This window comes from uncultured Cetobacterium sp. (genome assembly GCF_947039425.1).
GTDB lineage: Bacteria > Fusobacteriota > Fusobacteriia > Fusobacteriales > Fusobacteriaceae > Cetobacterium_A.
Window position 1 is genome coordinate 1 of record NZ_CAMQYW010000019.1, and the last position, 15,320, is coordinate 15,320.

Annotated in this window: 16 protein-coding genes; 7 read left to right on the top strand and 9 right to left on the bottom strand. The window is 28.5% G+C overall.

The window, feature by feature from the left end:
* Positions 1-123 precede the first annotated feature (123 nt).
* Positions 124-765, bottom strand: a complete 642-nt coding sequence (locus Q0V09_RS02640) for a CoA pyrophosphatase (protein WP_297404790.1) — start codon at positions 763-765, stop codon at positions 124-126.
* Positions 766-908: 143 nt separating this feature from the next.
* Here Q0V09_RS02640 and Q0V09_RS02645 point away from each other — a divergent pair, with 143 nt between their 5' ends.
* The 5 genes from Q0V09_RS02645 to Q0V09_RS02665 all read left to right on the top strand — a co-directional run bounded on the left by Q0V09_RS02645 (position 909) and on the right by Q0V09_RS02665 (position 6,806).
* Entirely contained in the window at positions 909-1,652 is a 744-nt protein-coding gene (locus Q0V09_RS02645) for a DeoR/GlpR family DNA-binding transcription regulator (protein WP_297404789.1), read from the top strand.
* Complete coding sequence (gene pfkB, locus Q0V09_RS02650; protein ID WP_297404788.1) at positions 1,649-2,563, top strand: 1-phosphofructokinase; 915 nt, start codon at positions 1,649-1,651, stop codon at positions 2,561-2,563. Before Q0V09_RS02645 ends, pfkB begins: the two co-directional genes overlap by 4 nt.
* 13 nt (positions 2,564-2,576) lie before the next feature.
* On the top strand, positions 2,577-4,418 hold the full coding sequence (locus Q0V09_RS02655; protein ID WP_297404787.1) for a PTS fructose transporter subunit IIABC: 1,842 nt from the start codon (positions 2,577-2,579) through the stop codon (positions 4,416-4,418).
* A 127-nt stretch (positions 4,419-4,545) separates the two neighbouring features.
* Positions 4,546-6,039: a glycerol kinase GlpK gene (gene glpK / locus Q0V09_RS02660; protein ID WP_297404785.1), complete on the top strand. Its 1,494-nt coding sequence runs from the start codon at positions 4,546-4,548 to the stop codon at positions 6,037-6,039.
* 14 nt (positions 6,040-6,053) lie between these two features.
* On the top strand, positions 6,054-6,806 hold the full coding sequence (locus Q0V09_RS02665; RefSeq protein ID WP_297404783.1) for a tRNA1(Val) (adenine(37)-N6)-methyltransferase: 753 nt from the start codon (positions 6,054-6,056) through the stop codon (positions 6,804-6,806).
* A gap of 13 nt (positions 6,807-6,819) precedes the next feature.
* Here the strand turns inward: Q0V09_RS02665 and Q0V09_RS02670 are convergent, their stop codons facing one another.
* Positions 6,820-7,359, bottom strand: coding sequence for an XRE family transcriptional regulator (locus Q0V09_RS02670; protein WP_297487028.1), 540 nt, complete (start codon positions 7,357-7,359; stop codon positions 6,820-6,822).
* A 214-nt stretch (positions 7,360-7,573) separates the two neighbouring features.
* On the opposite strand from Q0V09_RS02670, the gene speD reads away from it, so the two are divergent.
* On the top strand, positions 7,574-7,984 hold the full coding sequence (speD, locus tag Q0V09_RS02675; protein ID WP_297404780.1) for an adenosylmethionine decarboxylase: 411 nt from the start codon (positions 7,574-7,576) through the stop codon (positions 7,982-7,984).
* Positions 7,985-7,996: 12 nt separating this feature from the next.
* Positions 7,997-8,848 (top strand): polyamine aminopropyltransferase, encoded by an 852-nt coding sequence (speE, locus tag Q0V09_RS02680; RefSeq protein ID WP_297404779.1) that lies wholly within the window; start codon positions 7,997-7,999, stop codon positions 8,846-8,848.
* A gap of 21 nt (positions 8,849-8,869) precedes the next feature.
* On the opposite strand, the gene Q0V09_RS02685 is transcribed toward speE, so the two are convergent.
* From Q0V09_RS02685 to Q0V09_RS10785, 7 genes are all read right to left on the bottom strand, one after another.
* Entirely contained in the window at positions 8,870-9,316 is a 447-nt protein-coding gene (locus tag Q0V09_RS02685; protein WP_297404778.1) for a bifunctional precorrin-2 dehydrogenase/sirohydrochlorin ferrochelatase, read from the bottom strand.
* The gene (gene hemL, locus Q0V09_RS02690; RefSeq protein ID WP_297404777.1) at positions 9,309-10,613 is read right to left on the bottom strand and encodes a glutamate-1-semialdehyde 2,1-aminomutase; all 1,305 of its coding nucleotides are present in this window, start codon (positions 10,611-10,613) and stop codon (positions 9,309-9,311) included. Before hemL ends, Q0V09_RS02685 begins: the two co-directional genes overlap by 8 nt.
* Positions 10,613-11,584 (bottom strand): porphobilinogen synthase, encoded by a 972-nt coding sequence (hemB, locus tag Q0V09_RS02695; protein ID WP_297487030.1) that lies wholly within the window; start codon positions 11,582-11,584, stop codon positions 10,613-10,615. The genes hemL and hemB overlap by 1 nt, the downstream gene beginning before the upstream one ends.
* Positions 11,577-13,058 (bottom strand): uroporphyrinogen-III C-methyltransferase, encoded by a 1,482-nt coding sequence (gene cobA, locus Q0V09_RS02700; protein ID WP_297487033.1) that lies wholly within the window; start codon positions 13,056-13,058, stop codon positions 11,577-11,579. The genes hemB and cobA overlap by 8 nt, the downstream gene beginning before the upstream one ends.
* A complete protein-coding gene (hemC, locus tag Q0V09_RS02705) occupies positions 13,051-13,950 on the bottom strand; it encodes a hydroxymethylbilane synthase (protein ID WP_297487037.1) in 900 nt (299 codons plus the stop codon). The genes cobA and hemC overlap by 8 nt, the downstream gene beginning before the upstream one ends.
* A gap of 1 nt (position 13,951) precedes the next feature.
* Positions 13,952-14,947 (bottom strand): glutamyl-tRNA reductase, encoded by a 996-nt coding sequence (gene hemA / locus Q0V09_RS02710; RefSeq protein ID WP_297404665.1) that lies wholly within the window; start codon positions 14,945-14,947, stop codon positions 13,952-13,954.
* A gap of 225 nt (positions 14,948-15,172) precedes the next feature.
* Positions 15,173-15,320: rubredoxin-like domain-containing protein (locus Q0V09_RS10785; RefSeq protein ID WP_367172280.1), on the bottom strand; the 148-nt coding region annotated here is incomplete at its 5' end.

Here is a 15,320-nt window from a genome sequence, read left to right on the forward strand (position 1 = left end):
GAGATACGAATTCGTGACTGGAGTTCAGACGTGTGCTCTTCCGATCTTTACAATTTTCAAAATAACTTTGTATTATATTTTTTTCTATATAAGTCTCTTTTTTTATCTCTTTATCAAATATTTCTATTCCAATATACAACTTATCCCCTCCTTCTTTATACAATTTATCAACTCTATAATAATCTCTGCAGTTAATCCCCATATAACTCTATTTTCATAGATATAAATATATACTTTTCTTGGACTTCCTCCCCATGATTTATGATATCTTTCAGGTAAATCTAGCTCCTTTGCAGGAAATTCATAAATATTTCCATTTTCTTCATAATATGGATGTGTTTCAACTTTTAATTTTTCTACTCTTGGTTCAGTTTCTAAAAAATATTTCAAAGGAACAGTAAAATACTCTTCTACTTCTGAATAATTTAATTTTAAATTATCCAGTACTTCTACTTGTACACAACCCATATAAGCTTCTACAAGTACCCCTGTTGGTATAATTAAAGTTCCTATTTTACCCTTAACTTGTATTTTTTCTTTTTCTATTCCCATTTCTTCGTAACACTCTCTTAAAGATGTTTCTAAACTATTTCTATCACTTTTCTCAACTCTTCCACCAGGAAATGATATCTCTCCTCCCTGTCTTATATCCTTTGCTCTTTTTTGAAATAATAAAGAATATTCATCTCTATTTTTTACCAATAAAACTATAACTGCCGAATTAAAATACTTTTCTTTACCTATTATTTTTTCAGAAAAATCCATAATATCCACCTTTTTATTTTTATTATAGCATAATATTTTCAAATCCACCGTGACCGTTTATGATTGTTTATGAAAGTTTTTGATTGATTTAAAAAAAGATATATGCTATAGTTTTAGTATACTATATATGGAAAGGAAATTTTATGTTAACTATAAATCGTGAAAATTTAATTATGGATTTTTTAAAAGAAAATGAAACAATCAAAACTAAATATGTTATGGATCACTTTAATATTTCTGAAGCTACTGCTAGAAGAGATCTTGCTAATTTAGAAAAAAAAGATTTAATTAAAAGAGTTCATGGAGGAGCTATTTTAAGTAATATTAATTTTTTTTCAAAAGATTCAAATATAGCATTTAGAAAAAATGTTAATAGAAAAGAAAAAGAAAAAATAGCAGAATATGCTGCTTCATTAATTAAAGATAATTCTGTTATCTTTTTAGATGCAGGTACTACTACTTTTCAAATGATTAAATATTTAAAAAATAAAAATATAAAAGTAGTTACGAATGGACTTAATTTTATTGATGAGTTAGAAAAAATCTCTGTTGAATCCTTTTTGCTTGGTGGAAAAATAAAATATAAAACTAGTTGTACTGTAGGATTTTCAGCCTCTAAGTACTTAGAAACTTTTAATTTTGATTATGTTTTTATTGGGGCTAACGCTCTTAATTTAAATGGATATAGTACTCCTGATGGAGATGAAGCTGTTGTAAAAGAAAAAGCAATCTCTCTTGGAAAAGATATCTATTTTCTTTGTGATCATTCTAAAGTTAATAAAAATAGTTTTATTATTTTCTCTTCTCTCAATAAAGGAAAATTAATTACTGATTCTATTCTTCCGAAGGAATATGAATCTTTTAAGAATCTGGAGGTAGTTAAATGATATATACACTTACTCTTAACCCTGCAATTGATTATTTTTTAAAATTTGATAATTATCAAGAAGGAAGTTTAAATACACCTAAAGAAACGTATAAGCTTCCTGGTGGAAAAGGAATTAATGTATCTACTATTTTAAAAAATTATAATACAGAATCAATTTGTGTTGGATTCATTGGTGGATTTACTGGTAATTTTATTCAATCATCTTTAGAAGATTTAAATTTAAAAACTAAATTTTTCAAAGTAAAAGATGATACTAGAATTAATATAAAAATTAATAATAATGGCCTTGAAAGTGAAATAGCCGGAACATCTCCTAAAATTTCTAAAGAAAATTTAGAAGAACTTCTTGAGTTTTTCAAAACAACTCTTTGCAATGGTGATATTCTTATTTTATCTGGAAGTGTACCTGCTTCTGTACCAAAAGATATTTATAATAAAATTATAAATATTATTCCAGAAGGAGTTAAAGTTATTTTAGATACAAGAGGGGATCCTTTAAAATTTGCCCTTAAAAATAAAGTTTTTCTAATTAAACCAAATAAAGATGAAATTAATGAATTTTTCAATACAAACTTTACAACTAATGAAGAGTTGATTGAAGCTGGTAAAAAATTACAAGCTCTTGGTGCTGAAAATGTTTTAATTTCCCTTGGTGCAAAAGGTTCTATTTTTATAACAAAGAATAACATCTACTTAGGGAATGTTCCTACTGGAACCTTAATTAGTTCCAATGGTTCTGGAGATTCAATGATTGGTGGATTTGTTTATGGATTATATAATAATTTTTCATTAGAAGATTCTTATAAATTTGGAATTGCTTCTGGAAGTGCAACAGCATTTTCTAAGGGTCTTGCTCAATATGATACAACTAAATCTTTACTAAAAGAAATAAAAATCAATATAGTTTAAATTGGAGGTATATATGTTATCAAAAATGCTAGTTAATGATTGTATTATTTTAGATTTAAAAGCTACAACTAAAAATGAGGTTATTGATGAACTAGTTGATGTGCTTTATTCTAGTGGTAAATTAAATAATAAAGAATTATTTAAAAAAGCTATCTTAGCAAGAGAAGCTCAAAGCTCTACAGGATTAGAAGAGGGAATTGCTATTCCTCATGGAAAATCTGAAGCTGTTAAAGTTCCAACTGTTGCTTTTGGACTTTCTAAAAAAGGTATTGATTATGAATCTTTAGACGGAGAGCCATCAACACTTTTCTTTATGATTGCTGCTCCTGCTAATGCAACTGATTCTCATATTGAAACTCTTTCTCAATTAACATCTTTACTACTTGATGATGATGTTAGAGAAAAACTTTTAAAAGTTACTAGTAAACAAGAAGTTCTTGATATTCTTTTAAACGATAATGTTAAAGAGGAAATCACTGAAACTAATTTAGGGAATTTTGATGTTCTTGCTGTAACTGCTTGTCCTACTGGAATTGCACATACATATATGGCTGCTGAAGCTTTAAATAAAAAAGCTAAAGAGATGGGAATTGCAATTAAAGTCGAAACTAATGGTTCTACTGGTGTTAAAAATCAACTAACTTCTCAAGAGATTAAAAATGCTAAAGGAATTATAATTGCTGCTGATAAAAATGTTGATATGGGTAGATTTAATGGTAAACACGTTGAAATTGTTGGAGTTAAAGAGGGAATTAAACAACCTGCCCAACTAATTCAAAATGCTATTGATCAAAAGGCTCCTCTGTTTTCTTCAAATGAAACAAGTACAACTAAATCCTCTGAAAAGACTGGTTTTTACAAACATTTAATGAGTGGTGTTTCTAATATGCTTCCTTTTGTTGTTGGTGGAGGTATCTTAATTGCACTTTCATTTATCTTTGGAATTAAAGCTTCTGATCCAGCTCATGCAACATATAATCCTATTGCAAAATTATTAATGGATATTGGTGGAGGTAATGCCTTTTTCTTAATGATCCCTGTTTTAGCTGGTTTCATTGGAATGAGCATTGCTGATAGACCTGGTTTTGCTCCTGCTATGGTTGGTGGACTTATTGCTGCTAATAATGGCGGAGGTTTCCTTGGTGGACTTATTGGAGGTTTCCTTGGTGGTTATGTTGTAGTCGCTTTAAAGAAACTATTTAAATGTATTCCTGAAAAGTTAGAAGGAATTAAACCAGTTTTACTATATCCTCTCTTTGGTATTTTAATTACTGGAGTAATTATGTATACAGCTGTTATATCTCCTGTTGCATTTTTAAATTCAGGAGTTACTAATTTCTTAAAGAACTTAGGAAGTGGAAATTTAATTTTACTTGGAGTTATTCTTGGTGGAATGATGGCTGTTGATATGGGTGGCCCTGTTAATAAAGCAGCATTTACATTTGGAATTGCCGCTATTGCATCAAATAACTTCTACCCTCATGCTGCTGTTATGGCTGGTGGAATGACTCCTCCTTTAGGAATAGCCTTAGCAACAACTTTCTTTAGAAATAAATTCTCAAAAGAGGAAAGAGAAGCTGGATTAACTTGTTACATTATGGGAGCTTCATTTATAACAGAAGGAGCTATTCCTTTTGCAGCTGCTGACCCTATTAGAGTTATTCCTAGTTGTATTGTAGGTTCTGCCCTTGCTGGTGGACTTGCTATGGCTTTTAGATGCCAATTACCAGCTCCTCATGGCGGATTGTTTGTATTACCTATTATAACTAATCCATTAATGTATCTACTTGCTGTTGTTATTGGTTCATTAGTTACTTGTTTATTAGTAGGTATTACTAAAAAAAATAATAATTAATATCTTTGACATTTGTATTTAATATAAGTATACTTTATAATATAATACTCAATAAAAGCTATTCAATAAAAGCTAAACTCTTTTTTGAATAGCTTTTTTAATTTCAAAATAAAAGTTGGAGGTTTTTATGAAATATATTATTGCCTTAGACCAAGGTACTACAAGCTCTCGAGCTATTATTTTTGATGAAAATCAAAATATAATTGGAAAGGCACAAAAAGAGTTTACTCAAATATATCCTAAAGAGGGATGGGTAGAACATGATCCAATGGAGATTTGGGCCAGTCAAAGTAGCGTTCTAACAGAAGCTATTGCTCAATCTGGAATTTCTCAACATGATGTTATTGGAATTGGAATAACAAATCAAAGAGAAACAACTATTGTGTGGAATAAAAAAACTGGTCTTCCTATATATAATGCTATTGTTTGGCAATGTAGAAGAACTGCTCATATTATTGATGATTTAAAAGAAAAAGGATTAGAAACATATATTAATACTACAACAGGACTTGTGCCTGATGCTTATTTTTCAGGAACAAAAATAAAATGGATCTTAGACAATGTTGATGGAGCAAGAACATTAGCAGAAAAAGGAGATTTACTTTTTGGAACAGTTGATTCATGGTTAATTTGGAAATTTACAAATGGGAAATCACATTTTACAGATTATACAAACGCTTCTAGAACCATGATCTATGATATAAAAAATCTTTGTTGGGATGATAAATTAATTAGTGAACTTAATATTCCTAAAAATATGCTACCTCAAGTACAAGATTCAAGCAGTATTTTTGGATATGTTAATTTAGGAGGACCTGGAGGACATAGAGTTCCTATTTGTGGTGTTGCTGGAGATCAACAAGCTGCTCTTTTTGGTCAAGCTTGTTTCAATAAGGGAGAAGTAAAAAATACTTATGGCACAGGTTGTTTTATGCTAATGAATACAGGTCATGAAATGATTCTTAGTAAACATGGACTTTTAACAACTATTGCTATCGGATTAAATGGTAAAATAGAATATGCCCTTGAAGGTAGTGTCTTTGTAGGTGGTGCTGCCATTCAATGGTTAAGAGATGAATTACAAATAATAGAACATTCTAAAGATAGTGAATATTTTGCGACACAAGTTCCTGACAATGGTGGTGTGTATTTTGTTCCTGCATTTGTTGGACTAGGAACACCTTACTGGGATATGTATGCTCGTGGAACTATTGTCGGTTTAACTAGAGGTTCTAATAAAAATCATATTATCAGAGCAACTTTAGAAGCTATTGCTTATGAAAGTAAGGATGTTTTAACAGCTATGCTTGAAGATTCAAAAACAGCATTAACTACTTTAAAAGTAGATGGAGGAGCTTCTGTTAATAACTTTTTAATGCAGTTTCAAGCAGATATTCTTGGAAAAGTTGTGGAAAGACCAAACACTATTGAAACAACAGCATTAGGAGTTGCATATTTAGCTGGACTTGCAATAGGATTGTGGAAAGATAAAAATGAAATTAAAGAACACTGGATTCTTGAAAGATCGTTTGCTCCTTCTATGGGAAAAGAAGAAAGAGACTTAATATATAGTAAATGGAAAAAGGCTGTAAAAAGATCCTTAGAATGGGATTTAGATTAATTTGGAGGAAAGTAATGATATTAAATGATAATGAAGTTATAAATAATTTATTAAATAAAGATTTGAAAATAATTCAAAGACCTGATTTCTTTAATTTTTCTTTAGATTCTTTATTAATATCTGATTTTGTCTCTCTTACAAGAGGAACAAAAAAAATAACAGATCTTGGAACTGGAAATGGAGTAATTCCTCTTTTTTTATCTCAAAGAACTAATGCTAAAATAACAGCCTTTGAAATTCAAGAAGTTTCCGCTACTTTAGCTAATAAAAATATAGCTATTAATAGTTTAGAAAATCAAATATCAATTATTCATGATGACATGAATAATTGGAAAGATCACCTTTTAAATGGATCTCAAGATGTAGTTATTACAAATCCGCCGTTTTTTAAATATCACGGTAATGAAAATCAGTTAAATGATTTAGATCAATTAACTTATGCTCGTCACGAAATAACTATTAATCTTGATTCTTTAATAGAAGTATCAAGCAAACTTCTCAAAGATCGTGGATATTTTGCTATGGTTCACAGACCTGATAGATTAATTGATATTATTGAGACTATGAAAAAATATAATCTTTCTCCTAAAAGATTACAATTTTGTCACTCTAAAATAAATAAATCAGCTAAAATTCTTTTAATTGAAGGTATAAAAAATGGAAATACATTTTTAGAGATTTTGCCCCCTTTAATTACTCATGACCAAAATGGAAGCTATTCTCAAGAAGTACTTAACTTATTTGAAAATAAAAATGCTAGAGCCTAATATCTCTAGCATTTTAAAATGATGGTGGCGTTGAAACCCAAATAATTTCAACTTCTCCTTTTCCTCCATTTGATAAATAATGATTTTTTCCTGAGCTATAATAAAAAGATTCTCCTTTTTTAGCTTTATATATTTTATCTCCTAAATGAATATTTATATCTCCATTTAAAACATAACCAAATTCCTGTCCATCATGAGCTATCTCTTCTTTATATCTTCCACCCTCTTCTATTGTTAATAGAATTGGTTCCATTTGATTTTTTTGAGCATTAGGTACAATCCATTCCACTCTATATCCCAATCTTGAATCTATAACTTCAAAAGCATCTTCGTGATTAAAAACTATTTTTTCATCTTCATCTTCATTAAAAAAATCCTTTAAATTAGTCCCAAGTCCTTCTAATATATCAGATAAATTTGCTATTGATGGAGATGTCAGATTTCTTTCAACTTGAGATACAAATCCTTTTGACAACTCACAACGACTTGCTAATTCATCTTGAGTTAAATATTTTTCTTGTCTCAATCTTTTTAATTTTTTTCCAATCTCCATTTTTTCTCCTTTTTAACTAAGTAATCATAGTATATTATCTTTTTTATTAAAAATCAATTGACAAAATTAAACATATTGTATAAAATACTTTTGTAAGTTCATTATATTTATATATATATTTAAAATATTAAACATTATATTTGTATTTATCTTTTTTTTGATGTTTTGTTTAATATTTTAATTTTTAATTTTAATTTTTTAAGGGGAGGATAAGTTGAAACTAGAAACATTAGGAAGACATATTTTAGTAGAATTTTATAATTGTAAGGAAGAGGTTCTAAAAGATCCTATTCTTATTGAAAAATATATGAATGAAGCTGCCGTTTTATCAAATGCCACAATTGTTCAATCTGTTTTTCATCATTTTAATCCATATGGAGTTTCTGGAGCTGTTATTATCTCTGAATCACATCTTGCTATTCATACATGGCCTGAATATGGTTATGCTGCTGTTGATGTTTTTACTTGCGGTGATACAATTAACCCTTGGACCGCTTTTAAATATTTAGAAGAGATGTTTGGAGCAGATAGAAGTGAATCTATAGAAGTTCCAAGAGGTATGGTTGAAAAGATCAGAAACTTTTCACCAAAAGACTTAGGAAAAATAACTTTTAAACCAGAATAAAGGAGTGGTATTATGTTAGATTTATGGTATACAGAAAATTGGTCAAAAAACACAAAGTTTTCAATTAAAATAAAAGAACAACTTCACTCAGAACAAAGTGAATTTCAAAAAATAGATTTTTTTATTTCTGAAGAGTATGGACGTTTCTTTACTTTAGATGGTCTTGTTATGGTTACTGAAAAAGATGAATTTATCTATCACGAAATGATTACTCATGTTCCTATGGCTACAAATCCAAATATTAAAAAAGTTTTAGTTATTGGTGGTGGAGACGGTGGAACTGTTAGGGAATTAACTAGATATAATCATATTGAAAAAATAGATATGGTTGAAATTGATGAAAGAGTTGTTAAATTATCTCAAAAATATCTACCTTTTACAGCAGATAAACTAACAGATTCTAGAGTGACTTTATTTTTTCAAGATGGTTTGAAATTTGTAGATGAGTGCTTAGATGAATCATATGATTTAATTCTTGTTGATTCTACTGATCCTATCTCTGTTGGAGAAGGACTTTTCACTACTGAATTTTACCAAAATTGTTTTAGAATTTTATCAAAAGATGGTATTTTAGTTAATCAACATGAATCACCATATTTTGAACATTTTGCTAAAGAGATGAAAAAAGCTCATGACAAACTAAAGAATATATTTCCAATAGCTAAGGTCTATCAATTTCATCAGCCTACATATGCTTCTGGACATTGGTTATTTGGATTTGCTTCAAAAAAATTAGATCCAATTACAGATCAAAAAAAAGAGATTTGGGAATCTTTCAATTTAAAAACTAAATACTATAATTCAGATATTCATTGTGGAGCCTTTGCTCTCCCTAACTATGTTAAAGAAAAGCTTGAAAAATAAAAAATGGTTAAGAGTGATCTCTTAACCATTTTTTAATGTATCCTTTATTTTTTCTTTAATTTTAATAGCTTTTTTAGGATTCCCATTTGCAGATATCCCTATAGTATATTCATCATCACATATAACTGCTCCAAACCTTACAGACATATCAATTTTTGAAGTAATATTATTTACTAATATATTCTTTTCATTACAAATTTTTACTATTCCACTGTTTAATGTTTCATTATCTGTTCCTGTAACTACTAAAAATATTCCTTGTAAATCCTCTTTTCTAAACTCTCTTTTTTCAATTTCAACAGGAAGATTATAGAACTCATCTTTTATATCTATAGATATAATTTTCACCTTAGCTCCATATTCTAGTAATGTCTTTGCTTTTCTCAAAGCTATATTTCCAGCTCCTACAATTAAACATTCTTTATCATTTAAATCTAAAAATACTGGAAAATAACTTTTCCTATCCATTTATTTTCCCTATTTTTTCAAAAGCCAACTCCATAATTTCTAAAGTTCTCTTTAGGTCCTCTTCACTATGAGCAGTTGAAACAAAATGTGCTTCATATTTTGATGGTGGTGTTACAACACCATTATCAAGTAATGTATTAAAATATACTGAATAGTGCTCTGTATTTGTTTCAATTACATCTGAAAGAGCTTTTATTTCTTTTAAATTTGTAAAAAATATTGTAAATAAAGAACCTAGTTTATTTATACAAACAGGAACATTATATTTTTTAGAAAGTTTCTCTATTCCATTAGTTAAATAATCTACCTTATTTTCTAACTCTTTATATAAAGTATCTCTATTTTCAAGTAAGTAACTTACCATTTCAAATCCTGCTCTAACTGCTACTGGATTTCCTGAAAGAGTTCCAGCATGATATACTCTTCCAACTGGAGCAATCATATCCATTATCTCTTTTCTTCCACCAAAAGCACCAACTGGATATCCCCCTCCTATTATTTTTCCAAGTGTTGTTATATCTGGTGTTATTCCAAAATACTCTTGAGCACCACCTAAAGATACTCTAAGGCCAGATATTACCTCATCAAATATTAAAAGTGTTCCTGTTTCATCACATAATCTTCTCATAGAATCTAAAAACTCTTTGCTACTGTTTATTAATCCCATATTAGCTGGAACTGGCTCCATTATTAAACAAGCCACTTCTTTAGTTTCAAGATGTTTTCTTACACTTTCAACATCTCCAAACTTTGCTACTAAAGTGTCTTTAAGTACTCCTTCTGTTATACCATTGCTATCTTGATATCCATCTGTTAATAATCCTGATCCTGAACTTACAAGCAATGAGTCTGAATGTCCATGATAACATCCTTCAAATTTCAGTATTTTATTTCTATTAGTAAAAGCTCTTGCAACTCTTACAGCTGCCATTGTAGCTTCTGTTCCAGAAGTAGTAAATCTAACCATATCCATAGATGGATAACACTTACAAATAAGTTCTGCTAACTCCACTTCCATTTTTGTTGGTAACCCAAATGAACTTCCAAGCTCTATTGCTTCTCTAACTCCGTTTAAAACTCTCTCGTTATTATGTCCTAGAATTAATGGACCCCAAGAACAAATATAATCAATATATTCATTTCCATCTTCATCATATATCTTAGATCCTTTCCCTCTATTTACAAATATTGGATACTCTTTATCAACTGATCTAAAAGCTCTCACTGGACTATTTACTCCTCCAGGAATAATTTTTTTAGCTTTTTCATATATCTTTTCTGAATTTGTATATCTCATTAGATCCCCCTTTTTATCCATCTTGCAATATCTTTAGCATGATAAGTTATTATTATATCTGCTCCTGCTCTTCTCATAGCATACATATTTTCCATTACTATTCTTTCTTCATCTATCCATCCATTTTTTGCTGCAGCTTTAACCATAGAGTATTCTCCACTAACATTATATACAGCCACAGGATTAGATATAACATCTGAAACTGCCTTTACTACATCTAAATATGGCATTCCAGGTTTTACCATTATTATATCTGCTCCTTCTGCTAAATCATTTTCAACCTCTATTAAGTAGTCTTTTGAATTTCTAAAATCCATTTGATATGTTTTTCTATCTCCAAAAGATGGTGCTGAATCTGCTGCATCTCTAAAAGGTCCATAATAAGCTGAAGCATATTTTATACTATATGACATTATTGGCAAATTTTCAAAATTATTCTCATCTAATATTCTTCTCATACTTTGAATTCTTCCATCCATCATATCTGATGGTGCTATCATATCTGCTCCTGCTTTTGCATGAGATAGTGTTATTTTATCTAAAAGTTTTAAAGTTTCATCATTTACTACTCTCTCTCCATCCAATACACCACAATGTCCATGAGATGTATATTCACATAGGCAAACATCAGTTACTATAAAAAACTCTGGGAAATGTTTTTTTATAAATCTTATTCCCTCTTGTACTATTCCTTTATCATTATATGCTTCACTTCCTACTGGATCTTTTTTTAAAGGTATACCAAAAAGTAAAAGTGATTTTACACCTAATTCTTTTAACTCTTTTAGCTCATCATATAAATTATCAAGAGATAGTCTATATTGTCCTTCCATTGAAGAAATTTCAACTTTTACATTTGTTCCTTCCTCTATAAATAAAGGATAAATTAAATTATCCATTGAAAAATCTACATTTTTCACCATATTTCTCAACACTTGAGAATTTCTTAATCTTCTTGTTCTATTAAACATTCTTGTCATCTCCTATTATAGATATAACTCCCTCTACATCAAACACTTTTGCTTCTAAAGAAACTTTATATCCTAATTTTTCCAAGGTCTTTGTTGTTACTGGACCTATAGAAACTATTTTTTTATCTTCTAATAATTTTATATCTCCATCTATACTTTCATGAAAAGCTTCTACTGTTGATGAACTTAAAAATGGAATATATTTTATATCTTCTATCTTTTTTATTACTTCATCTTTTTTATAAATAACTTTTTTAGTTTTATATACTTCTAATTTCTCAAATTTTCTATTGTATTCTTTTGTCCAAATATCAACATCTGCTGGAGATATATCTGATGTCACAAGTAATATTTTATCTCCATCTTTTGAATATTTTAAAGTCTCCTTTGCAAGCTCACTTCCCAAATATTTTTCTGGTCTAAAATCTGGAATAATTTTATACTCTTTTAAAAGCTCCTCTGTTTTCTTTCCAACAACACCTATTTTTAAATTTCCTAAGCTTCTCATATCTTTTAAGTTTTCCATAAAACTTCTTACACCATTTGTTGAGTTAAATAATAATACTTTATACTCTTTTAAGTTTTCTTCATTGAAATTATATATATCTTCTATCTCTATAAAAGGTAACTCTCTAACTTTAGCTCCTTTTATTCTTACTTTTTCACTAAATTTTGAAGCTTGTTTTTTATCTCTTGTTACTAAGATACTTTTTCCTGATAACTCTTGCTCTTCAAACCATTTAAAAGTATCTCTCATTTTTACAACTTCACCAATTATAGTTATTGCTGGAGGTACTATTTTTCTATCTTTTGCTTTTTCTAATATATCTTCTAAAGTTCCTGTAGTAACTCTTTGATTATCACTTGTTCCTTTTTCTATTATAGCTATTGGTGTTTTAGGATCTTTCCCATTTTTTATTAAATCATCTTTTATTTTATCAAGATTTTTTATTCCCATTAAAAATACTAAAGTTCCCTCTAATTTTCCTATTGTTTTAAAATCATGCCACTCTCCATTTTCAGCAGTATGACCTGTAAAAACATGGAAAGATTTAGATAATCCTCTATGAGTTACAGGTATTCCTGCATACTCTGGCACTGCAATTGATGAACTTATTCCTGGTACAATTTCAAAAGGAATAGAATATTTTACTATCTCTTCTATTTCCTCTCCGCCACGACCAAAAACAAATGGATCTCCACCTTTTACTCTAGCTACAATCTTTCCTTCTAAAGCTTTTTTTGCTAAAGTCTTATTTATTTCATCTTGAATTAATCCACCTTCAGTATTTCCCTTACCTAAATAAATTTTTTCAGCTCCATTTTTAGCTAAATCTAATACCTTAGGATCAATTAATCTGTCATATACAATACAATCAGCTTCCTCTATACATCTTTTACCTTTTAAAGTTAAAAGATCTATATTTCCACATCCTGCACCTATTATATAAACTTTCCCCACTGCTTTAACCATTAATTTTCTCCTTTATCTTTTCTGCTAATAAATGAGCTATTTTAAGTCCCATATCTTCATTCTCTTCAACTTCTGATTTGTACATTATATCATTTTCACAAAATACACCTTGTAGCTTTATTTTCCCATTAATTTTACTTCCAGTACATCCCATAGGTGTGTGGCATCCTCCATCAAAAATCTTAGAAAACTCTCTTTCTATATTTACTATTTCTTCTATCTCTTTATTATGAATTGTTAATAATATATTTTTTATAAATTCATCATTTTCTCTACACTGAATATATAGCGCTCCTTGAGCTGGTGCTGGCATCATTAAATCATAACTAAGTTCCTCTGTAATTCTATCTCCAAGGCCCACTCTTTTCAGTCCTGCTGCTGCTAAAAGAATAGCATCATATCCACCTTCATCTAATTTTCTTAATCTAGTATGAATATTTCCTCTTAATTGTTTTATTTGTAAATCTGGTCTTAAAGTTTTTAATCCCATAGTTCTTCTTAAAGAACTTGTTCCTACAATTGCCTCTTGTGGTAGATCTAATAATTTTATATTATTTTTTGAAACAATAACATCTCTATTATCCTCTCTATCTGGAGTAGCTCCACATATTAATCCCTCTGGTGAAACTATTGGCATATCCTTCATCGAATGAACTGCTAAATCTATTACTCCATCTAAAAGTTCTTGTTCTATTTCCTTTGTAAAAAAACTTTTTAATGATTTATCACTGTTATTCCAATTACTAACTAAATCTTTATCTCCACTTGTTACGATAATTTTTATTTCAAACTCTTTATCTGGAAAATTACTTTGTAATTTTTTCATTATCATTTCACTTTGAGCCAATGCCAGTATACTTCCTCTACTACCTATCACTATTTTATTTTTCATTTTATGCAATCCCCTCTTTGTATTCAAACCATTTTTTTAAATTTAACATTTGATCTCCTAGCATGTATTCATATTCATGCAAAAGATTCTCTCTATTTTCTAAATTTTCGTAGTAGACTCCCCAAACATCATCTATATTATATAAATCTACATTTGGTAAATCCTCTATGCCCTCTTCTATATCTCTAGGAACTGCCAAATCTAAGAATATATATTTTTTATTTATATCCATATTTTTTATAAAATCATCTTTTTTTATTACAATATGTGGTGCTGATGTTGCAGATATTATAATATTACTTTTTACTGCTTCTTCTAGTTTATTTTCAAAACTTATAACCTCAGCATTATATATATCTTTAACCTCTAAAGCTTTATGATAACTTCTGTTTGTTATTGTTAAGCTTTTATACTCTTCTTTTTTTAAAAGACCCATTATATCCTTTGCTAAATCTCCAACACCTAAAATCAGAATTTTTTTATCTTGTAAAGTTTTTAATTTTAACTTTATAAATTTTAAAGATATAGCTTCTAAAGATAAAGCATTATGAGCAATTTTACTTTTATTTCTAAATTTTTTACCAAGTTCTATAGCTTTATTAAAAATAACATTTATATTTGAACTTGAAACTTTCATTTCTGTAGATGTATTTTTAGCTTTTTTTATTTGAGCTAAAATTTGATCTTCTCCTTTAATAACAGATTCAAAACCGCAAGTTACTCTAAATAAATAATTAACAGCTTCATGACCATTTTTTATAAATATATTCTCAATATTTAAATCTTTTTTTAGTTTTTCTATTGAATAATTTTTATCTAAATCTAAATAATACTCCACTCTTAAGCAAGTTGATAAATTTACATATCCTTTTATTTTTTCTTCTAAAAATAATTTTTCTATTTTTAAAATAATATTATTCAATATAAACTCTTCTCTTTCTTTTAGATTTAAATTTTTATGACTTATTCCAAAAACAATAAAATTTTTAAAATACATATCATTTCCTCTTCCTTTATTTTATTAATCTCTTATATTATAGTACTTTTTTTCCTTTTTTTTAAGTACATTTTTCATTTAAATATATTATTTTTGAATATATTTTGCATTTTATATTCTAAAAAGAAATAAATAGTGTGATTTCAATATATTAAACAGTATAATTTTACAAAAAATAAAAAAGAATACGCCATAAAAGACGTATTCAAAATATTTATCTTAATCTTAGTAGTTTGTTGGTTGAATCATAAAGTGAGCTTGTGGATGATTACATACTGGGCAAACCATCTCTGCAGAATCTCCCTCATGTATATGTCCGCAGTTAGAACACTCCCATTTTTGTGGGAAATCTTTTCTAAATACTCTATCTTCT